Source organism: Nonomuraea sp. NPDC049129 (assembly GCF_040648495.1).
Lineage (GTDB): Bacteria > Actinomycetota > Actinomycetes > Streptosporangiales > Streptosporangiaceae > Nonomuraea.
This window is the reverse complement of sequence record NZ_JBEZDU010000024.1, coordinates 1-20,747: the sequence shown is the minus strand read 5'-3', so window position 1 is coordinate 20,747 and position 20,747 is coordinate 1. Positions and strand designations below refer to the sequence as shown.

The window sequence follows — 20,747 nt, the reverse complement described above, 5'->3', positions numbered from 1 at the left end:
CCGTCGGCGGGTTGAGCCCGTCCACTAGGTAAAGCACCCGACTTTCCCGGCAAAACGGGCACGTCGCTGCAAAACATACCCGTAACTCGTGTGTGCTGTTGGTTATCGAAGTGCCGCAAGCACCTGATCGCGGACCAGGGTCCGCTGGGCGCCGTCGCTGAGGGGCCGTCCGGCACGATCGACCACGTAGAAGACGTCCACCGCCTCCGCGCCGAGAGTCTCCACGCGAGCGGCCCTCACGTCAAGACCACATTCGCCGAAAGCCCGTCCAATGCGCCACAGGAGTCCCGGTCTGTCATGGGCCCTGACTTCAACGACGGTAGCGGTCGCCGAGGCGTCGTCTACCAAGGTGACACGGGGTGGAGCGACAGGAACACGAGGGGGTCTCATAGACCTGGTACGGCGGGCAAGACGCTGCTCGATGTCAAGGCGCCCAGCAAGGACCAGACGGAGATCGGCCTCCAGCGTGGCGGGGTCCGGCGGGGTGCCGTATTCGGGGATGACGGAGAACTCGATCACCGCGGTGGAGCCGGCGGCGGCGGACGAGGCGGAGCGGACGATCAAGCGATGCGCGGCCAGCACGCCGGCGGCGCTCCACAGAAGCCCGGCCCGGTCGGGGGCGACGACCGTGACGGCTCCCCCATGAACGCGGATGGCGGCGCCGCCGTGACGGGCAAGCGCGGCCTGCTCGGCCGACAGGCTGGGCGCCTTGGGCGGCGGCGCGCCGGACAGCACGGAGCGGACGCGGCGCACGAGGTCGGCGACGAGCCCGGCCTTCCAGGCGTTCCAGGCGGCCGGGCCGGTGGCGTGCCCGTCGGAGACGGCCAGCGCGGCGAGCAGGTCCAGCACCTCGCGCGAGCCGACCGTGCCGGCGACCTTCTCGATCGTGACGGGGTCGTCGAGGTCCCTGCGGGTAGCGGTCTCGGGCAGCAGCAGATGGTGGCGTACGACGGTGGCCAGCGTCTCGACGTCAGCGGCGGGCAGGCCGATGCGGGTCCCGATGTCGCGGACCACGACCTCGCCGGTCGCCGAGTGGTCACCGGGCCAGCCCTTGCCGATGTCGTGCAGCAGCGCCGAGATCAGCAGCAGGTCGGGGCGGGAGACCTCGCGGGTGTGGCTGGCGGCGTTGGCGGCGGCCTCGATCAGGTGCCGGTCGACGGTGAACCGGTGGATCGGGTTGCGCTGCGGGCGGTGTCGTACGCGCTCCCAGTCAGGAAGCAGCCTGACAAGAATGCCCGCTTGGTCAAGCTCCTCCCAGACGGGCACGGCGGCACGGCCCGCGCCCAGGATGGACACCAGCGCGTCACGGGCCTCCTCAGGCCACGGCACGGGCATGGGGGGCGACTGAGCAGCCAGGACGGACATGGTGGCGGGGGCGAGCGGCAGCCCCGAGTCGGCCGCCGCGGCGGCGGCGCGCAGCACCAGGACCGGGTCCTTGCGCGGGTCGACGCCACGCGCGAGCACCACTTCACCACCGTGCTCGACCACGCCGTCGGCCAGCGGTCGGCGGCCCCGTGGAGCCGGTCCCGACACCAGCCTGTCAACCGTGCGCCAGGTGGCGTCGAAGGCGTGAGAGATCGTCCGGCCCGCCTCGGCGAGCCTGCGCATCAGGGCCTCGGCGTCGAGCAAGCCGAGCAGCCCGGCGACGGCTTCCTGCTCCTGGAGCACCAGTCTGTCGGTGCCTCGCGCGGTGACGGTGTGCAGGGCGTGGCGTACGTCGAGGATGAACTCATAGGCCTCACGCGCCCGGGGACCGGGCGCGGAGGCGACCCAGGCCGCTGCCACGGCCTGCATGGCTTGGACGTCGCGAAGGCCGCCGCGGCCGTCCTTGAGGTCGGGTTCGAGAAGGAAGGCCAGCTCGCCGCTGACCTGTGCGCGCCGGTCCGCCGCCTCACGCAGCTCGCCGAGCCGGCGGCGGGAGTCGGCGCGCCACTCGGCGAGCACGGACTCCCTGGCCTTCTTCGTCAGCTCGGGATCGCCCGCTATGTGCCTGGCCTGGATGAGGCCCAGCACGGCTTTGAGATCGTCGCGGGCGACCGCCACGGCCTCGTCCACGGTTCGCACCGAGTGGTCGAGGCCGACGGCGGAGTCCCAGATCGGATACCAGACGCGGTCGGCGATCCGCGCCACGTCGTCCCTGCCGTTGTGCAGGAGGACGAGGTCGAGGTCGCTGCCGGGGGCCAGTTCGCCGCGCCCCAGGCTCCCTACGGCGACCAGTGCGACGTGCTCGCCGTCACTCGCCGTACGGAAGAGGTCTTTGAGCCAGCGGTCAGTGTCCGCGGCCCGCTCCTTGCGGGCCGCGGCGTAGGTACGAGCCTCACCCCTCACAGGGCCTCTGGACCCCGTTCTCCGGTGCGGACCCGGATCACCGTGTCGACCGGGACGGACCACACCTTGCCGTCACCGATCTTGCCTGTCTGAGCCGCCTTGACGATGACGTCGATCACGTCCTCGGCGTCCTCCTCCTCGGTCAGCACCTCGAGGCGCACCTTGGGGACCAGGTCCACCTGGTATTCGGCGCCGCGGTAGACCTCGGTGTGGCCGCGCTGGCGGCCGTAGCCGCTGGCCTCGCTGACCGTCATGCCCTTGACGCCGAACTGTTCGAGGGCGGCCTTCACGTCGTCCAGCTTGAACGGCTTGATGACGGCGGTGATGAGCCTCATGCTTCCACCTTCTTGGTTACCGGGGCCAGAGGGCCGTTCGGGGAGCTCACGCCCGAGGCGTGGACCGTGCCGAGGTCGTATCCCGTCTCGGCGTGGGTGGTGACGTCGATACCGGTGACCTCGTCCTCGACCGGGATGCGGAAGCCCATCGTCTTGTCGATGATCTTACCGATGACCCAGGTCACGATGAAGGAGTAACCGCCGACCGCGATCGGGCCGAGCACCTGGAGACCGAGCTGGGTGAAGCCGCCGCCGTAGAAGAGGCCCTTGTTCTGCTGGTCCAGGAAGGGGTAAACGGCCAGGAAGCCGAGCGAGACGGCGCCGATCACGCCGCCGACCAGGTGCACGCCGACCACGTCGAGCGAGTCGTCGAAGTTGAAGCGGTACTTCAGGCCGACCGCGTAGGCGCACACCGCGCCGGCGATCAGGCCGAGCAGCATCGCGGCCCAGGGGTCGATGAACCCACAGGCGGGGGTGATGGCGACCAGACCGGCGACCGCGCCGGAGGCGACGCCGAGGCTGGTGGCGTGGCCGTCGCGCAGCTTCTCCACCACGATCCAGGCGCCGGCCGCGACGGCGGTGGCGATCTGGGTGTTCATGAACGCCAGGCCGGCCGTGCCGTCGACCGCCAGCTCGGAGCCCGCGTTGAAACCGAACCAGCCGAACCACAGGAGGCCCACACCGAGCAGCACCAGGGTCAGGTTGTGCGGCCGCATCGGCTCCTTGCGCCAGCCCTTGCGCTTGCCCAGCACCAGGGCCAGCGCCAGCGCCGCGGCACCGGCGTTGATGTGGACCACCGTGCCGCCGGCGAAGTCCTCGATGCCCAGGGCGTTCAGCCAGCCGGTGCCCCACACCCAGTGGGCGATGGGGAAGTAGACGATGCTCGCCCAGATGAAGCTGAACAGCACCCAGGCGCCGAACTTGGCCCGGTCGGCGATGGCGCCGCTGATCAGGGCGACGGTGATGATGGCGAACGTCAGCTGGAAGGCCGAGAAGACCAGGCTGGGCATGCCGGTGCCGTCGGGCTTGGTGGCCGTCTCGACCAGGCTCTGCAGCCCGAGGGCGTCGAGACCACCGACGAAGTTGTTCAGCCACGACATGCTGTTGTCGGTGAACGCCAGCGAGTGTCCGTAGAGCACCCAGGCGATGGTGACGGTGATGATGCTGACGAACGACATCATCATCATGTTCAGGACACTCTTGGCCCTGGTCATGCCCCCGTAGAAAAACGCGAGCCCTGGTGTCATGAGCAGCACCAGCGCGGTGGCCGCTAGCATCCAGGCCGTCGTGCCGCTGTCGATCTTCACGACGCGACCCTCCTTACATGTGACGTGTGGCCACAGCGTGTTCGCCCGGAGTTTCGTGGCTCGACCGGGTGTGTTTCACATTCGTGAATCTCGTCCCACTGGTGTTTCGTCCATGTTTCGGACCGCGCGTTCCGAATATTCGGGCATAGACTTAGGCTTGCCTAACCTAATCGATCAAGGGATCCCCCAATGCGTCTGGCGTTCCTGCTGCCCCTTCTCGTGCTCGCCGCCTGCGGCACCTCCACCACCGCCCAGCAGGCGGGGCCGACCAGGACGGTCACCCACGCCATGGGCCAGACGAAGGTGCCGATGGAGCCGAAGCGGGTCGTGGTTCTCGACACCGACAAACTCGACACGATGGTCTCGCTGGGCCTGGCCCCCGTGGGCGCGGCCCAGGCCACCGAGAGCCAGGCGTGGCCGAAGTACCTCGGCTCGGCGCTGTCGGCGACCAAGGCGGTCGGCACCCTCCAGCAGCCGAACATCGAGGCCATCATGGCGCTCAAGCCGGACCTCATCCTCGGCACCAAGTTCCGGCAGGCGGCCTTCTACGACAAGCTCAGCAAGATCGCCCCGACCGTGTTCACGGAGAAGGTCGGCGTCACCTGGAAGCAGAACTTCCTGCTCGACGCCGAGGCCCTGGGCAAGAAGGACCAGGCGGCCGGGCTGCTGTCGGCCTACGAGACGCGGGCCAAGCAGGTCGGCGCCAAGTACGCGAAGCTGAAGGTGAGCATCGTCCGCTTCATGCCGACGGAGATCCGGATGTACGGCCCCGAGTCCTTCAGCGGCATCGTCGTCGGCGACGCCGGCATCCCCCGCCCGGAGACGCAGATGCTGGCCACGCAGCAGGACAAGCGCTTCGGCAAGCTGAGCCAGGAGAACATCGCCCAGGCCGACGCCGACGCCGTCTTCTACACCGCCTACGGCCAGGCGGCGGCCAAGAGCCAGGCGTCGGTGACCGGCGGCCCGCTCTGGAAGAACCTCGGGGCGGTCAAGTCGGGCAACGCCCACAACGTGGACGACGAGGTCTGGATGCTCGGCATCGGCGTCACGGCCGCCGGCGGGATCCTCGACGACCTGGACAAGTACCTGGCCCCGCTCGCCTGATCAGCCCCAGAACCGGCGCAGGTGCGGCACCAGCTCGCCGGCCCGCTCGTCGGGGAAGAACAGCCGCCCGCCCTCGATCTCCACGATCTCCTTCACGCCCGGGATCGTGTCGCGCAGCCAGCGGGCCCAGCTCACGTCGAAGAAGAGGTCGCCGGTCCCCCACACCACCAGGGTCGGCACGGCCAGCACGGTGAGCAGCGGCTCGATCGCGATCATGTCCTTGGCGTCGATCGAGGTCAGCAGCCGCTCGAAGGCCCGCCCGCCGTCGGGCTTGTCGAAGATCGGCCGCAGGTAGTGGTCGACCAGGTCCGCCGGATCGTCGATGCGCTCATAGCCGTCGCCGAGCGCCGTCCGGGCCAGCAGCTCCGGCTGGTCCAGCAGCGCGGCGGTCAGCGGCGCGAGCTCGCCCCGGGCGGCCAGGTCGACCGTGGGCTGGAAGGTCTCCGGCGGCGTGTTGGTGTGGACGTCGCAGTTGGTGAGCGTGAGTGAGCGCAGCCGCTCCGGGTGGCGTACGGCGAAGACCTGCGCCACCGCGCCGCCCGTGTCGTTGGCGACCAGGTCGACCTGGTCCAGCTCGAGCTCGGCGCAGAGCTCCTCCACCGCCTCGGCCATCGCGGGGATGGAGAGGTCGTCGCGCGGCGCGCTGCCGCCGTGCAGGGGCAGGTCGATCGCCACGCACCGGCGCTCGTCGCGCAGCTCGGCGATGACGTTGCGCCAGAGGTAGGAGCTGGTGCCTACGCCGTGCACGAACAGGGCGACCGGTCCGTCGCCGACGTCCACGTAACTGATGTCGTTCATGATCTTGTGTCCTCATGCCTAGATTACAAACCGACTGTCGGTCTACGAAATTACAGACCGACTGTCGGTTTGTCCATGGCCTGCGGGCAGAGGTCCGCTTCTACAGTGGTTCCATGAACCTCAAGGCGGAACGCGGCGCGGCCACCCGCGACCAGCTCCTCGCGATCGCCACGCGGCTGTTCGCCGAGCACGGCTACGAGGGCACCTCGATCGAGGCGGTCCTCCAGGAGTCGGGGCTGAGCCGAGGCGCCCTCTACCACCACTACGCGGGCAAGGACGCGCTGTTCGAGGCGGTGCTGGAGGCGACGGAGGCGGGGATCGGCGTCAAGATCGTCGAGGCGGTCGCGGGCATCACCGACCCCGCCGAGGCGCTGCGGGCCGGCGTTCTGGCCTGGATCAGGCTCGCGGGCGATCCGGTGATCCAGCGCATCGTGCTGATCGACGCGCCGTCGGTGCTGGGGTGGGAGCGGTGGCGGGCGATGGAGGAGCGCTACTCCTTCGGCATGCTGAAGGGCGCGCTACGCGCCACGGACGCCATCCCCGACGGCTTCCTGGACCTGCACGCCCACATGCTGCTGGCCGCCATCAACGAGAGCGCCCTGCTGGTCGCCAGGGGCGGCGAGCGCGAAACGGCGGAGGCGGCGGTAGAGGAGTTCCTCCGGCGCATCCTGCGCCACCCCTGAAGACGGCTGGGATCCACGGACCGGGGCCAAGAATGCGCACGTCACGGCGCCCAGCCCGCGCCACCGGAGGAGCGTGCCCCTGGACAGACGGCAACCGAGCACGGCGGGTGGGGCCCACCGTGCTCTGCCGTAAAAGAAAATTGGTTGTTATGCCGCCGCGGTGGCCATCTTCCGCAGCCGGGCCAGCGCGTCGCGCTCGATGCGGCGGGCGCGGTCGCGGCCGATGCCGTAGCGTTCGCCCACCTCGGTCAGGGTGTGCTCGCGACCGTCCACCAGCCCATAGCGCCAGCGCAGCATGTCGCGGGTGTCACCCTCGAGATCGGTGAGCCACTGGTCGAGCCGCTCGCGCTCCAGGATGTCGATCGCCTGCTGCTCCGGATCGGCCCAGGTCTCGTCGGCGATCATGTCGCCCAGCTCGGTCTCGTCCTCGTCGCCCACCCCGAGCTGCAGCGACACCGGGTCCGACGCCCAGCGGCGCAGCTCCCGGACCCGCTCGATCGGCAGCTCCAGGATCCCGGCGAGGTCCTCGTCGGTCGGCTCGACGTCGAACTCCGCCAGCATGTCCCGGCGCACCCGCATCAGCCTGGTCATCTGCTCACCCGCGTGGGTGGGCAGCCGCACCGGCCGCGCCTGCTCGTGGATGGCCCGGCCCACGGACTGCCTGATCCACCACGTGGCGTACGTCGAGAACTTGTAACCCCGCTTGTAGTCGAACTTCTCCACCGCCCGGACCAGCCCCAGGTTCCCCTCCTGGACCAGGTCGATCAGCGGCATCCCGCGGCCCGAGTATTTGCGGGCCACCGCCACCACCAGGCGAAGGTTCGCCTGGATGAACTCGTCTTTCGCCCGCCGGCCGGAGACCGCGACGCGCTCCAGCTCCTCATCGGCCGCGTCACCGATGCGCGGCTCCGCACCCCCGCTGTCGAGCAGCTGCTCGGCGAAGAGGCCCGCCTCGATGCGCTTGGCGAGCTCCACCTCTTCCTCCGCCGTGAGCAGCGGGACCCGCCCGATCTCCGCCAGGTAGGTCCCCAGCAGATCGCGATCAGCGACGTGCTGCTCCTGCGTGCGACTCCCCGTAGGCCTTGCCATCCCCAGGCACCTCGTTCCGCAGCTACGTTCTTATCCGGCCAACGTCCGGCCAGATGCAAAGATTCCCTAAAGGGCTACGACCAGGGGACGGTTCTGGATGTCCTCCTAAAGGAGGAGACCACCGAGAAACACCTGGTGAACGAGGGGAACACCCGGCCGATAGGCGAGATGGACGTAGGACGGAGCGTCGAGCACGACGAGGTCCGCGCGGGCTCCCGGTAGCAACCAGCCTACGTCCGTACGCCGCAGCGCGCGGGCCCCTCCACGGGTCGCGGCCCTGATCGCCTCCAGCGGCGTCATGCCCATCTCCCGCACGGCCAGCGCCACGCAGAACGCCATCGACGAGGTGTATGAGGAGCCGGGATTGCAGTCGGTGGCCAGCGCGACGACCGCCCCCGCGTCGAGCAGCCTCCTGGCGTCGGGGTAGGGCGAGCGGGTGGAGAACTCGGCGCCGGGCAGCAGCGTCGCCACGGTGCCAGGGGCGTCCTTCGGGGCGCAGGCGGCCAGCGCGTCGACGTCGGCGGCGCTCAGGTGGGTGCAGTGGTCGGCCGAGGCGGCGCCTACCTCGCAGGCAATCTGCACGCCGGGCCCCTCGCCGAGCTGGTTGGCGTGCACTCTGGCCTGCAGCCCCGCCTTGATCCCGGCCTCCAGCACCGCTCTGGTCTGGTCGCCGTCGAAGGCGCCGCGCTCGCAGAAGGCGTCCACCCACTTGGCGTACGGCGCGCACGCCCGCAGCATCTCGCCGGTGACCAGCCGCACGTAGTCGTCGGCCGCGATGCCCGACGGCACCACGTGCGCCCCGAGGTAGGTGGTCTCGTCGGTCAGCCCGGTGGCGATCTCCAGCGAGCGCCGTTCGTCCTCGACGGTCAGCCCGTAACCGCTCTTGATCTCCACGGTCGTGGTGCCCTGCGCCCGCATCTCGCCGACCAGGGCGGCGGCCCTCGTCGCCAGCTCCGCGTCGGAGGCCGCGCGCGTGGCGGCGACCGTGGTCCTGATGCCGCCACCGGTGTAGGGCACGCCGGACATGCGCGCCTGGAACTCGTGCGTCCGGTCACCGGCGAACACCAGGTGCGCGTGGCTGTCCACGAACCCCGGGATGACGGCCCGGCCCCCGGCGTCCACCCGCTCGTCGGCGTCCGGCGCCCGCTCCGCCGGGCCCACCCAGGTGACCAGGCCGTCCTCGGCGACCAGCGCCGCGTCCTCGATCTCCTCCCGCTCCGGATCCCCGGTGTAGAGCAGCTTGATCCCGTCGAACAGCACAGAGGTCATCGAACCCATCCAATCGCCTCGGTCAGCATGGCGCCCACGTCGCCCAGCGTGTGCCGCCCGTCCGACACGACGCGCCGGCCACCTGAGATCACCGAGTGCACGTCGGCCGCCGTCGCCGCGAACACCAGCGCCTCCACCCCGCCGGCACCCGCCGTACGGACCGAGTCGAGGCGTACGGAGACCAGGTCCGCCCAGGCGCCCGGCACCAGCAGCCCGGCGTCGGGGAAGCCCAGCGAGGTGTGGCCCGCGGCCGTGGCGGCGGTCAGGAGCTCCTCGGCGCGCCAGTGGCCGCGCTCGCCGGTGGCCAGCCGTTCGTCCAGCTCGACCGCCCTGGCCTCCTCGAACAGGTCGACGACGGCATGGCTGTCGGAGCCGAGCGTGATGGGCGCGCCGCGGTCGAACAGCGTCCTGGCGGGCCCGATGCCGTCGGCCAGGTCGCGTTCGGTGGTGGGGCACATGCAGATGTGCGTGCTCGACTGGGCGAGCAGCTCGATGTCGACGTCGCTCAGGTGGGTGGCGTGGACGGCGGTGGAGCGCGGTCCGAGCACGCCCCGCTCGTGCAGCACCTGCACCGGGCTGGCCGCGTACATCTCCACGCACGCGGCGTTCTCGGCCCGCTGCTCGGAGACGTGCGCGTGCAGCGGCGCCGCGTGGTGGCGGGAGAACTCGGCGACCACCGGCATCTGCTCCGCCGGCACCGCCCGCACCGAGTGGACGGCCGCGCCGATCTCCACGTCGGGCTGCCCCTCGTAGGCGGCGGCCAGCTCGTCGGCCCGGCTCGCCCACCGGTCGGCGTCCCCGTCCCCGAAGCGCACCTGCGCCCCCACCAGTCCCGTGCCGCCACCGGCCGCCGCGCCTGTGCCGATGCCGCCCGTCAGGTAGCAGGTGTCGAGCAGCGCGATGCGCAGGCCCGCGTCTCGGGCGGCCTGGATGAGCGCGTGGCCCATCGCGTTCGCGTCGTCGTACGGCCGGCCGTCCGGCGCGTGGTGCAGGTAGTGGAACTCGCCCACGCAGGTGACCCCCGCCAGCGCCATCTCCGCGTACGCGGCCCTGGCCAGGGCGAGATAACGGTCCGGGTCGAGCGCCGCGGCCACCTCGTACATCCGCTCGCGCCACGTCCAGAAGTCGCCCGCGCCCGCCTGCGTGATGCCGCGCAGCGCCCGGTGGAAGGCGTGGGAGTGGGCGTTGGCCAGGCCGGGCATCGTCAGGCCCACCAGGCGTTCGGCGCCGTCAGGGTCGCCCTGCGTCACGTCGGCGATTCGGGTCCCGTCCACCCTGATGAGCACGCTTTCGTGGACGCCGTCGGGCAGCCAGGCGTGCTCGCACCAGTAGGTCACCGACACAGGTCCTCCAGAACGTTCGCGAGAGCGACGACCCCCGCCTCGCAGTCTGCCTGCTCGGCATGCTCGTCCGGGGATTGGGACACGCCGGTGGGATCGCGTACGACCCCCGGCGGGGGCGAGGACGCGGTAGTGAATGAATCCATTCAGTTGACCGGGCCCGCGCTGGGCCGCAGCGTGAGCTCGGTCAGGTGCGCATCGGGCCCGGCGTTGACGATGGCCAGCACCGCGCGGGCCACGGACTCGGGCTTGAGGTATTTGTCGGGCTCGTAGTCGCCGCCCTCTTGCTCACGGACGCCGCGCTGCATGTCGGTGTCCACCCGGCCCGGGTAAATGGTGGTCACCCTGAGCTCGGTCTCCTCCTGGCGCAGCGCGTCGGCGAAGGCCCGCAGCGCGAACTTGCTCGCCGCGTAGGCGCCCCAGCCGGGGTTCGCCCGGAGCCCGGCGCCGGAGTTGACGCAGATCACATGACCGCCGGCCCCTCTGAGCGCGGGCAGCAGCAGCCGGGTCAGCTCGGCGACGGCGATCACGTTGAGCTCCATCGTCCTGCGCCACACGTCGGTCTTCAGTTCCGCGACCTTGCCGAGCAGGCCGATCCCGGCGCTGTGCACCAGCAGGTCGAGCCGCTCGACGCCCGCCACGTCGGCCTCGGTGACCTCGGTCAGCTCGACCGGCCACACCCTGGCATCGGGCAGTTCGGCCGCCAGGGCGGCCAGCGTGTCGCGGTCGCGGCCGCCGAGGATGACGTGGTGCGTGGGCCCCAGCGCTCTGGCAATCGCTTCGCCGACACCACGGGAGGCGCCGGTGACCAGCGCGATCGGTCGTTCAGTCATGCGGCTCAGTTTATGACCTTGACATGAGTTCAAATTTGACTACAAACTTGTACATGTCTTCTTCAACCCGTGTGCTCATCCTCGGTTGCCTCCTCGACAAGCCGCTCAACGGATATCAGGTCCGCCGGCATCTGGAGGTGATGGGCGCGGAGCACTGGGCCAACGTGGCGTTCGGCTCGATCTATCACGGGCTGAGCAAGATGGCCGAAGAGGGCCTGCTTGAGGTGGTCGAGAGCGGCAAGGGCGGCAAGACGGTCTACGAGATCACCGAGGCGGGCCGCAGGGACTTCCACCGGCAACTGCTCGAGACCTGGTACGACATCAGGCCGATCATCGATCCCTTCCAGGTGGCGCTCACGTTCATGGACCGCCTGCCCAAGCAGGAGATCCTCGACGCGCTCGACGGCAGGATCCGGCAGCTCAGGATGTCGATCGAGACGATGGAGAGCATCTACGGCGTCAAGCAGCGCTACGGCGCCCCCCGGCACGTCGACGAGAACCTCCGCCTGACCGTCGCCATGCTCGCCGCGCACCTCGACTGGGCGGAGAAGGCGGTCACCAGAGTCGAGAACGACGAACTACCGTAAGGAGCCGCAAATGATCATTGAGGCGCACGGCTTACGCAAGACATTCATCACCAGAGGCAGAAGGGGCACCCAGACCGTGGAAGCGGTCCGTGGTGTCGACCTCGAAGTGGGCAAGGGCGAGATCTTCGGCGTCCTCGGCCCGAACGGCGCCGGCAAGACGACCACGATCAGAATGCTCGCCACGCTGATCACGCCCGACGCCGGCACGGCCACCGTCGCCGGGCACGACCTGCTCAAGGCACCCGGCGCCGTCCGGCGCAACCTGGGCTACGTCAGCCAGGCCGGCGGGGTTGAGGAGAGCACCACGCCACGAGCGCAGATCATCATGGCCGCGAAGATCCACAGTGTGCCCGACCCGGCCGGGGCCACGGCCGACGTGCTCGCCAGGTTCGACCTGACGGAGATCGCCGACCGGCCCGGCCGTACACTCTCCGGCGGCCAGAAACGGCGCGTGGCCATCGCGCTCGGGCTGGTGCACAGCCCGCCGCTGCTCTTCCTCGACGAGCCCACCACCGGGCTCGACTCCCAGAACCGCGCCAATCTCTGGGACCGCATCAGGCAGCTGCGCGAGCTCGGCACCAGCGTGCTGCTCAGCACCCACTACCTCGACGAGGCCGACGCGCTGTGCGACCGGCTGGTGATCGTCGACCACGGCCTGGTGGTGGCCGAGGGTACACCGGGCGAGCTCAAGCGCGAGGTCGCCGACGACGTCGTCACGCTCAGGCTGGACGAGACGGAGCGGGCCGCCGCGACGCTCAAGCCGTACGCCCGCGAGACGCGCGTCGACGACGACGTGCTGCGCGTGTACGTTGACGACGGCGAGCACGCCCTGCCCACACTGCTGCGGGCGCTGGAGGAGCAGCGCCTGGCCCTGTCCTCGATCGCGCTCGACCGCGCCACCCTCGACGACGTCTTCCTGGCCAAGACCGGCCGATCCCTGCGCGACACCGGAGCCGCCGCATGATCCGCCACACGCTGCTTTTTCTGGTGTACGAGCTGCGCAACACGTTCAGGAACCCGATCTGGCCGCTGTTCGGCATCGTCCAGCCGGTGGTGTACCTGCTGCTGTTCGGCCCGCTGGTGGCGGGTGCCGCCGGGCAGCCCATCTCCGCGCAGCTCACGAGCTTCGCGCCGGGCATGCTGGTGATCACCGCGCTGTTCGGGGCGATCGGCGTCGGCTACGGCATGATCTACGAGCTGCGCAGCGGCGTCCTGGAGCGCATCGCGGTCAGCCCCGCCTGGCGCCCGTCGATCGTGCTCGGCCGCACACTCCGCGACGGGGTCGTGCTCATGCTCCAGTCGGTCGTGGTGATCGTGATCGCGCTGGTCATGGGCATGCGCGCCAGCCTGCCCGGGCTCGTCGTCATGGTGCTGCTCATCGCGGTGACCGGCCTGTTCTCCTCCGGCATCGCGTACGGTCTGGCGCTGTCGCTGCGGGACGAGAACGGCATGGCGCAGATCATGCAGTTCTTCGCCCTGCCCGTCATGCTGCTGTCGGGGGCCTTGCTGCCGATGACGCTGGCGCCGGAGTGGATGCAGAAGGTGGCCGTGTTCAATCCGATGTACCACCCGGTGGTGGCGGGGCGGGCGCTGTTCGCGGGGAATCTGACCGACGTGTCGATCCCGATCGCGTTCGCGGTCATGCTGGTGCTGGCCGCGCTGACCGTGACCTGGTCGGTGCGCTCACTGCGCCGGATCGCCGGTTAGCCCCAAGCCGGTCGGGCCGGAACCGGAACCGGTCAGACCGGAGGCGGGCGGCCCGGAACCGGTCAGGGGAGATCGCCGGTGACGAATGTGCCGGTCTCGTCGGTCATCCGCTCGTACTCCTCCAGCCGGGCCTGGGTACGCAGCGGCGCGGCGTCGGCCATGGCATCGACCAGGGCCATGGCCAGCGTGAGCGGCGCCGCGTGGGAGTCGAACACCAGCCGATCCCCCACCGGCGCGTCGAGCACCACCTCGGCGGGGAAGTCGGCTTTGTCGCAGATGACGGCGATCCGCAGCCCCAGCTTCTCGGCGTACTCCAGGGCGTGCATCACCTCGGCCGGATAGCGCGGCAGCACCACGGCGAGCAGCCATTCGGCGCCCGCCCGCCGCGCGGCGTGCAGCCCCTCGATCAGCTCGGAGCCGCCGTGCGTCAGCAGCCGCACTTCCGGATGGATCCGCCGCGCGTAGTAGGCGAAGGTGGTGGCCAGCCCGCAGGAGACCCGCAGTCCCAGCACCGGGAGCGGCTCAGTGGCGGCCAGCGACTCCCCCAGCTCCTTCAGGGGCAGGCCCGCCAGCCGCTCCCTGACTGCGGCCAGGTTACGGATCTCACTGTCGATGGCGCCCTGGAGCAGGCTCTCCTCCGGCGGTCCGCCCAGCACCAGCGGACGCAGCGCCTGCCGCAGCTCCGGATAGCCGGCGAAGCCGAGCACCATGGCGAACCTCGTCACAGACGGCTGGCTCACCCCTGACCGCTCGGCCAGCTCGACGCTGGACAGGAAGATCGACTCGTCGAGATGCTCGGACAGGTAGTGGGCGATCCGCCGCTGCACCGGAGAAAGTCGCCGCCCGTCGAGAAGCCCGGCCAGACCACTGTGGTATCCACCTGTCACAGCAGCTCCAACACTATCTGTCCGACTTCTCATCCCTCCCGCGCCAGGTGGATCCACCCGGCCGGCGGCTCGTTGCCGGGGAACAGCCCCAGGATGGCCCGGTTGTCGGGCCTTGCGGCGCTCGCCCGGCGCGATCCCTGAATGAGCATATTCACCTATGTCACTCGCAGTACTGGCCCGGTTCACCCAGACAGGGCTGGGCCCGCCAAGGGGCGGCACGTTCGGAAGACGGGACTAGCTCACCAGGAACTGGGTCGCGGCCAGTTCGCGGTAGAGGTCGTCCTGGCCTACCAGCTCGTCGTGGGTGCCCACCGCGCGCACCCCGCCCGCCTCCATGACCACGATGCGGTCCGCGTTGGTCACCGTCGACAGCCGGTGCGCGATGACGAGGACGGTCGTCTCGGCGGCCACCTCGGCGATGACCTCGCGCAGCCGGAGCTCGTTGACCGCGTCCAGCTGCGAGGTGGCCTCGTCGAGTAGGAGCAGCCTGGGCTTGCGCAGCAGCGCCCTGGCGATCGCCACCCGCTGCCGCTCGCCGCCCGACAGCAGCACACCCCGGTGTCCGACGGCCGTCTCGAGCCCCTCGGGCAGCCTGGCGACCAGGTCGTCCAGGCGGGTGCGGGTGATCGCGCGTCGCAGCTCCTCCTCGGTGGCGTCCTGGGCGGCGAAGAGCAGGTTCTCCTTGAGCGTGCCCGCCAGCACGGGCGCGTCCTGCTCGACATAGCCCAGCGTGGCCCGCAGCTCGGCGAGCGGCCAGTCGCGGATGTCCCGGCCGTCGACCGTGATCAATCCGTCCTGGTGCTCGTAGAACCGCTCCAGCAGGGCGAACACCGTCGACTTGCCCGCGCCCGACGGCCCGACGAGCGCGGTCAGCCCGCCGGGCGGCACCTCGAAGCTGACCCCGTCGTGCACGATCGGCCGGTCGTCCCCGTACCGGAACACCACGTCCTCGAACCGCACCCCGGCCGGCCGCGCCGCGAGGAGTGCCGGAACCGTGGCGCCGACGGGCTCGGCGGGCAGGTCCTCGATCTCCTTGATCCGCTTCATCGCCGCCAGGCCCTGCTGCAGCTGCACCATGCCCTCGACGATCTGCCCGATCGGCGCGACCAGGTAGAACAGGTAGAGCAGGAACGCGATCAGCGACGAGACCTCCAGCACGCCCGAGGCGACCCGCGCCCCGCCGACGGCCAGCACGCACAGGAAGGCGATCTGCACCGTCATCCAGGTCGCCACCCCGGCCAGCGAGGTCCACCCGGCCACCTGCAGCCCCCGGTCGCGAGCGCGCGTGGCGGCGCCGCCGACGACCGCGATCTCGCGCTCCTCCGCGCCGCTGGCCTTGACCGTCCGGTACGCCTGCAGCGCCCGGTCGAGCACGGCGCCCATCTCGCCGACGGCCTCCTGGGCCTGCTTCTGCGCCCGCTGGATCCTGGGCATCACCAGCCCGGTCAGCCCGCCGATCACCACCACCACAAGCAGAGTGACCAGCAGCAGCACGCCGTCCATGGTCGCCATCATGATGATCGCGCCGGCCATCATGAACACCGCGCCGATCGAGTTCACGACCCCGTTGGTCAGTACGGCCCGCAACAGCGTCGTGTCACCGGTCACCCGCGACAGCAGGTCGCCGGGCTTGAGCCGGTCCACGTCGGCGACCTTGAGCCGGAACATCCGGTCGATGAGCCGGCGCCGCGCGCCCAGCACGATGCCCTCGCCGGTGCGCTCCATCAGGTACGTGCCCAGAGCCGACACCACCGCTCCGACCAGCACCGCCACGGTCAGCCCGAGCAACGGCCCGGCCATCGACCGGTCCTGGCCGAAGGCGTCCACCACGTACTTGGCCAGCAACGGCATCGCCAGGCCCGCCGCCGAGCCGACCAGGCCGAGTAACCCCCCGAGCACCAGGATCTTCCTGTGCGGGCGCATGTAGGCGAGCAGCTCTCTGATCACCGTGTCTCCTCTCGCGACATATCCCGAAAACCCAACGAACGGCGGATCGCGATCCGCACCCGTCAACCTAAATTGACGACCAAAGTATGTCAACCTTCGTTGACGTCTCATTCTCGAGGAGGAGAAGACACATCCGTTCGCGGAGTTGCGACGAATACGCCGTCGAGGAACCCGGCCGGAACCTCTCGATCTCGATCAGCACTCTCGAAAGGACCGAACATGGAGCTCCGGATCAACCGGCGCGCTCTAGTCGGACTGGGCGTCGCGGCGGCGTTGACCGCCTCCTCGTTCGCCCTGCTCCGTACCGACTCCGGCGACGCTTCCTCGCACCGCGAGGCGCCGATGATCGCGGGGGACCCGCGTAACGACAACACCGACGTGTACGCGTTCGTCAGCCCCGACAAGGCCGACACGGTGACACTGCTGGCCAACTGGATCCCGTTCCAGGAGCCGCAGGGCGGCCCGAACTTCTACACGTTCGACACCAAGTCCCGCTACAACATCAAGATCGACAACGACGGCGACGCCAAGCCCGACATCGTCTACCAGTGGACCTTCCGCGATGAGGACCGGCGCGGCAACGCCACGTTCCTGTACAACAACGGGCCCGTCACCTCGCTCCACGACGAGAACCTGCTCTTCCGCCAGCACTACACGCTCAGGCGGATCACCGAGGGCGGCACCAGGACGCTCATCTCGGACGGCATCGTCGCGCCGAGCAACGTCGGCCCCGCCTCGATGCCCGACTACGGCACGCTGCGCGCCCAGTCACTGAAGAGCCTCCCGAACGGCGGCAAGGCCTACGCCGGCCAGTCCGACGAGGCGTTCTTCCTGGACCTGCGCGTCTTCGACCTGCTCTACGGCGGCAACCTGTCCGAGGTCGGCCAGGACACCACCAAGGGCTACAACGTGAGCACCCTGGCCGTCCAGGTGCCCGCCCACGACCTGGCTCTCCGGGGCGACGCCCGGCGCAACCCGGTGGTCGGCATCTGGTCCACCACGGACAAGTGGCGCCCGAACGGCTACGTCCAGGTCTCCCGCCTGGGCAACCCGCTGGTCAACGAGGTCGTGATGCCGGCCGGTCTGAAGGACGCGTTCAACTCGCTGCCCCCGGTCAAGGACGCCGGAATCCCGGCCGTGGTCAAGCGCGTCACCGACCCCGAGGTGGCCAGGCTGCTGGAGGGCATCTACGGCATCAAGGCGCCGGCGACCCCGCGTGGCGACCTGGTCGAGATCTTCCTGACCGGCATCGCCAAGGGCAACGGGCCGATCAAGGCCGACCTGAACTCGCAGACCCTCAACAAGGACGCCGGCCGGCTGCGGCCCGCCGAGATGCTGCGGCTCAACATGGCGGTCCCGCCGTCCAAGGACCCCAACCGGCTCGGCGTGCTGGCCGGTGACCTGGCGGGCTTCCCGAACGGCCGCCGCCTGTCCGACGACGTCGTGGACATCTCGCTGCAGGCCGTGGCGGGCGCCGCGCTGTCCGGCAAGCTCGTCCCGGGTCTGACGGACAAGGTCGACAAGAACGACAAGCCCATCCTGGACTCGTTCCCGTACATCCCGCTGCCCAGCAACGTGGCGGTGAACCAGCGGTGAGCCCCGACCGGTCGGCCTCCTCTCCGGGCCGGCCGGTCCCTCCGCGGCGGGCCCGTCTCCCAAACTCCCGCCGCGCCCCCGGCCGGCCGGCCTTGTCCCCCGTCAGGGCCGGCCGGCCCTCGACCCGTCCGCGCCGACCCCTTCCGATCTCCGGAGCCTTGGATGCGATCCCTCGCCCTTGCCGGTGGCCTCGTCGTGGCCGGCGCGCTGGCCGTCACGGCCTACGCCGTCTACGCCCCGCCGGCGACCTCTACTGGAACCACGCAGGCCGTGACCTTCACGGAGACGCTGCAGGCCCGCCTGAAGCGCCTGCCCGGCGACTACCGCGGCTGGGCCCAGCTCGGCCTGGAGTACGTCGACCAGGCCAGGGTCACCGGCGATCCGTCGTACTACACCAAGGCCCAAGGCGCCCTGGCCACCGCCGCCCGGCTGAACCCGGCCGATGACGCGGTCCTGACCGGCCAGGCGGCGCTCGCCGCCGGCCGCCACGAGTTCTCCGACGCGGTACGTCTGGCGCAGCGGGCCATCGGCGTCAACCCCTACAGCGCGGTGGCGCACGGGGTGCTGGCCGACGCGAAGACGCAGCTCGGCGACCTGAACGGGGCCTCGAAGGCCGTGGACAGGATGATGGGGCTGCGTCCCGGCGTGGCGTCGTTCGCCCGCGCCTCCTACGCGGCCGAGCTGCGGGGCGACCGGACGGGGGCGCGCAAGTTCCTGGAGTACGCCCAGAACGACGCCTACGCCCCGGCGGACGTCGCCTACACCCGTTACTACCTGGGCGAACTGGCCCTGCATTCGGGCGACCTGGCCGCGGCCGGCGGCTGGTACGCGAAGGCGCTCCAGGCTTACCCCGCCTACACCCCCGCGCTCGCCGGACAGGCCAGGGTCGCGGCGCTCGGCGGGCGGACGGCCGAGGCCCTCGATCTCTACCAGCGGGTGGTCGAGCGGCTGCCGCTGTCGCAGTACCTGATCGAGCAGGGCGAGACCCGGATCAAGGCGGGCCTGAAACCGGACTGGACCCTGCTGGAGGCCCAGCGGAAGCTGTTGCGGGCCGCGGGGGTGCGGGACGACCTCACCTGGGCCGAGTTCGAGGCCGATCACGGCGACCCGGCGCTGGCCGTACGGCATGCCAGGACCGAGTACGCGCGCAATCCCAACCTCGTCGCCGCCGACGCGCTCGGCTGGGCCCTGTTCAAGGCGGGCAAGCCGCGCGAGGCCCTGCCGTACGCGAAGAAGGCCACCTCGACCGGCTGGCGCAACCCGCTGCTCGGCTACCACCGCGCCCGGATCGAGCGCGCGCTCGGCAAGCCCGCGCGCGTGCCTCCGGGCTTCGATCCGTCCCTGCCCGCACTGGCGAGGTTCTCATGAGGGTGCTCCGGCTCGGCCTGCTGTCCGTCGTCGCGGGCCTGGTGTTGTCGACGTGCGCCTCGGCGCTGTTCGTGGCGGCGGCGCGGGCGGAGACGGTGGCCCGGCATCCGCTCGGGAACTTCACCGTCAACCACTACAACGGGCTGCGCCTGCGGCCCGACCGGGTGGAGAACGAGGCGGTCGTGGACGCGGCGGAACTGCCGACACTCCAGGCGAAACCGGGCGTGGACGGCTCGTACGCGGCCAGGACCTGCGCCACGCTGGCCGCCGCCCAGCGACTCACCGTCCGGGGTACGGCGGTGCCGTGGCGAGTGTCGCGTTCGGCGTTCGCCTACGCGCCGGGGCAGGGCGGTCTGCAGACCAGCCGCCTGACCTGCGGGCTGGTCGCCGAGGCCCGGGTGTCGGGCGCGGTGTCCTTCACCGACGCGTTCGAGCAGGAACGGATCGGCTGGCGCGAGATCACCGCCGTCGGCGATGGGGTACGGCTGACCCAGTCGTCCGTGCCGGCGGTCAGCGTGAGTAACGAGCTGCGCAAATACCCGGAGGACCTGCTGACCGACCCGCTCGACCAGCGCACCGCCGCCGTCACCGTCGGCGGCGCCGCCTCCGCCCTGTCCGGCGGCGGCTCCCCCGGCTCCGGCGGTACGCCTTCCGGGCTCGGCACGATCAGCGTCGGTGGACCGATCGGGGACGCGCTGGCGGCGCTGGACCGGACGTTCACCGGCCTGGTCGGCGCCGACTCGCTCACCGTGCCGCTCGGGCTGCTGGCCGTGGCGCTGGCGATGCTCCTCGGGGCCGGGCACGCGCTGATCCCCGGACACGGCAAGACGATCATGGCCGCGTACCTGGCCGGGCGGCGCGGACGACCGCGTGACGCCCTGGTCGTGGGGGCCACGGTGACGGCCACGCACACGGTCGGGGTGCTGGTGGTGGGCCTGCTGCTGAGCGCGTTCACGGCGCTGGCCGGGGAGGCGGTGCTGGGGTGGCTGGGGGTGGCCAGCGGCGTGCTGATCGCCTTCATCGGCCTGCGCCTGCTCCTGTCCACCCGCCGTGCCACTGGTCACGGGCACGGCCATGGGCACGGTCACGGTCACGGCCATGCGCACGAGCACGGCCATGGGCATGGGCATGGGCATGGGCATGGGCACGAGGGCTCGACGCGGGCCGGGCTGCTGGGGATGGGGGTGGCGGGCGGCCTGGTGCCGAGCCCGTCGGCGCTCATCGTGCTGCTGGGGGCGATCGCGCTGGGTCGTACCTGGTTCGGGGTGGCCCTGGTCACGGCGTACGGCCTCGGCATGGCGGCGACGCTCACCGTGACGGGCCTGCTGCTGGTCAAGCTCGTCGACCGCCTCGAACGGCGCGCCTCACGGGGGCGGGGCCTCGCCGCCCGGCTGTCCACCCTGGCACCGCTGGGCACGGCCGGCATGGTGATGCTGCTGGGCGCGGGCCTGGCCCTCCGCTCGGCCATCGCGCTCTAGGGCCTGTATGGAGTTCGGATCTTTAGATCGGTTGAAGGCTTCGGATCCACAAGATGGCTCCGCGTAGGTGGAGCCCGGCGAGATAGCTTTC

At 70.6% G+C, this 20,747-nt stretch carries 18 protein-coding genes; 8 read left to right on the top strand and 10 right to left on the bottom strand.

The features are described from left to right. Positions 1 to 102: 102 nt before the first annotated feature. Genes AB0B64_RS47165 through AB0B64_RS47155 form a run of 3 tightly spaced genes read right to left on the bottom strand, consistent with a single transcriptional unit; the run spans position 103 to position 3,970 of the window. Positions 103 to 2,328: a [protein-PII] uridylyltransferase gene (locus AB0B64_RS47165; protein ID WP_358191266.1), complete on the bottom strand. Its 2,226-nt coding sequence runs from the start codon at positions 2,326 to 2,328 to the stop codon at positions 103 to 105. Next, positions 2,325 to 2,663, bottom strand: a complete 339-nt coding sequence (locus AB0B64_RS47160) for a P-II family nitrogen regulator (protein ID WP_184756141.1) — start codon at positions 2,661 to 2,663, stop codon at positions 2,325 to 2,327. The genes AB0B64_RS47165 and AB0B64_RS47160 overlap by 4 nt, the downstream gene beginning before the upstream one ends. Then, positions 2,660 to 3,970, bottom strand: coding sequence for an ammonium transporter (locus AB0B64_RS47155; protein ID WP_357942875.1), 1,311 nt, complete (start codon positions 3,968 to 3,970; stop codon positions 2,660 to 2,662). Before AB0B64_RS47155 ends, AB0B64_RS47160 begins: the two co-directional genes overlap by 4 nt. 189 nt (positions 3,971 to 4,159) lie before the next feature. Between AB0B64_RS47155 and AB0B64_RS47150 the strand changes: the two genes are divergently transcribed. Then, positions 4,160 to 5,074: an iron-siderophore ABC transporter substrate-binding protein gene (locus AB0B64_RS47150; RefSeq protein ID WP_357942873.1), complete on the top strand. Its 915-nt coding sequence runs from the start codon at positions 4,160 to 4,162 to the stop codon at positions 5,072 to 5,074. On the opposite strand, the gene AB0B64_RS47145 is transcribed toward AB0B64_RS47150, so the two are convergent. After that, the gene (locus AB0B64_RS47145; protein ID WP_358191247.1) at positions 5,075 to 5,872 is read right to left on the bottom strand and encodes an alpha/beta hydrolase; all 798 of its coding nucleotides are present in this window, start codon (positions 5,870 to 5,872) and stop codon (positions 5,075 to 5,077) included. It lies immediately after the preceding gene. A 113-nt stretch (positions 5,873 to 5,985) separates the two neighbouring features. Here AB0B64_RS47145 and AB0B64_RS47140 point away from each other — a divergent pair, with 113 nt between their 5' ends. Next, a complete protein-coding gene (locus AB0B64_RS47140) occupies positions 5,986 to 6,555 on the top strand; it encodes a TetR/AcrR family transcriptional regulator (protein WP_358191241.1) in 570 nt (189 codons plus the stop codon). 147 nt (positions 6,556 to 6,702) lie between these two features. Here the strand turns inward: AB0B64_RS47140 and AB0B64_RS47135 are convergent, their stop codons facing one another. The 4 genes from AB0B64_RS47135 to AB0B64_RS47120 all read right to left on the bottom strand — a co-directional run bounded on the left by AB0B64_RS47135 (position 6,703) and on the right by AB0B64_RS47120 (position 11,086). Next, complete coding sequence (locus AB0B64_RS47135) at positions 6,703 to 7,644, bottom strand: sigma-70 family RNA polymerase sigma factor (RefSeq protein WP_357942866.1); 942 nt, start codon at positions 7,642 to 7,644, stop codon at positions 6,703 to 6,705. Between the two features lie 105 nt (positions 7,645 to 7,749). After that, positions 7,750 to 8,913, bottom strand: a complete 1,164-nt coding sequence (hutI, locus tag AB0B64_RS47130; protein WP_358191232.1) for an imidazolonepropionase — start codon at positions 8,911 to 8,913, stop codon at positions 7,750 to 7,752. Beyond that, on the bottom strand, positions 8,910 to 10,256 hold the full coding sequence (locus AB0B64_RS47125) for a formimidoylglutamate deiminase (RefSeq protein WP_358191224.1): 1,347 nt from the start codon (positions 10,254 to 10,256) through the stop codon (positions 8,910 to 8,912). The genes hutI and AB0B64_RS47125 overlap by 4 nt, the downstream gene beginning before the upstream one ends. A 143-nt stretch (positions 10,257 to 10,399) precedes the next feature. Beyond that, complete coding sequence (locus AB0B64_RS47120) at positions 10,400 to 11,086, bottom strand: SDR family oxidoreductase (RefSeq protein ID WP_357942859.1); 687 nt, start codon at positions 11,084 to 11,086, stop codon at positions 10,400 to 10,402. Between the two features lie 53 nt (positions 11,087 to 11,139). On the opposite strand from AB0B64_RS47120, the gene AB0B64_RS47115 reads away from it, so the two are divergent. Genes AB0B64_RS47115 through AB0B64_RS47105 form a run of 3 tightly spaced genes read left to right on the top strand, consistent with a single transcriptional unit; the run spans position 11,140 to position 13,380 of the window. Beyond that, entirely contained in the window at positions 11,140 to 11,673 is a 534-nt protein-coding gene (locus AB0B64_RS47115) for a PadR family transcriptional regulator (RefSeq protein WP_357942857.1), read from the top strand. 10 nt (positions 11,674 to 11,683) lie between these two features. Further along, a complete protein-coding gene (locus AB0B64_RS47110) occupies positions 11,684 to 12,637 on the top strand; it encodes an ATP-binding cassette domain-containing protein (RefSeq protein WP_358191210.1) in 954 nt (317 codons plus the stop codon). After that, complete coding sequence (locus AB0B64_RS47105) at positions 12,634 to 13,380, top strand: ABC transporter permease (RefSeq protein WP_357942853.1); 747 nt, start codon at positions 12,634 to 12,636, stop codon at positions 13,378 to 13,380. The genes AB0B64_RS47110 and AB0B64_RS47105 overlap by 4 nt, the downstream gene beginning before the upstream one ends. A gap of 62 nt (positions 13,381 to 13,442) precedes the next feature. Here the strand turns inward: AB0B64_RS47105 and AB0B64_RS47100 are convergent, their stop codons facing one another. Both AB0B64_RS47100 and AB0B64_RS47095 read right to left on the bottom strand, forming a co-directional pair. Beyond that, the gene (locus tag AB0B64_RS47100; RefSeq protein ID WP_358191196.1) at positions 13,443 to 14,267 is read right to left on the bottom strand and encodes a MurR/RpiR family transcriptional regulator; all 825 of its coding nucleotides are present in this window, start codon (positions 14,265 to 14,267) and stop codon (positions 13,443 to 13,445) included. 234 nt (positions 14,268 to 14,501) lie between these two features. Continuing rightward, positions 14,502 to 16,214 carry an ABC transporter ATP-binding protein gene (locus AB0B64_RS47095; RefSeq protein WP_358191187.1) on the bottom strand — a complete coding sequence of 571 codons (1,713 nt, stop codon included), beginning with the start codon at positions 16,212 to 16,214 and terminating at the stop codon, positions 14,502 to 14,504. 219 nt (positions 16,215 to 16,433) lie between these two features. Here AB0B64_RS47095 and AB0B64_RS47090 point away from each other — a divergent pair, with 219 nt between their 5' ends. The 3 genes from AB0B64_RS47090 to AB0B64_RS47080 all read left to right on the top strand — a co-directional run bounded on the left by AB0B64_RS47090 (position 16,434) and on the right by AB0B64_RS47080 (position 20,656). Next, positions 16,434 to 17,810 (top strand): DUF4331 domain-containing protein, encoded by a 1,377-nt coding sequence (locus AB0B64_RS47090; protein WP_357942849.1) that lies wholly within the window; start codon positions 16,434 to 16,436, stop codon positions 17,808 to 17,810. A gap of 162 nt (positions 17,811 to 17,972) precedes the next feature. Further along, positions 17,973 to 19,178 (top strand): hypothetical protein, encoded by a 1,206-nt coding sequence (locus AB0B64_RS47085; protein ID WP_357942847.1) that lies wholly within the window; start codon positions 17,973 to 17,975, stop codon positions 19,176 to 19,178. Beyond that, positions 19,175 to 20,656, top strand: a complete 1,482-nt coding sequence (locus AB0B64_RS47080; RefSeq protein ID WP_357942845.1) for a High-affinity nickel-transporter — start codon at positions 19,175 to 19,177, stop codon at positions 20,654 to 20,656. Before AB0B64_RS47085 ends, AB0B64_RS47080 begins: the two co-directional genes overlap by 4 nt. Positions 20,657 to 20,747 lie beyond the last annotated feature (91 nt).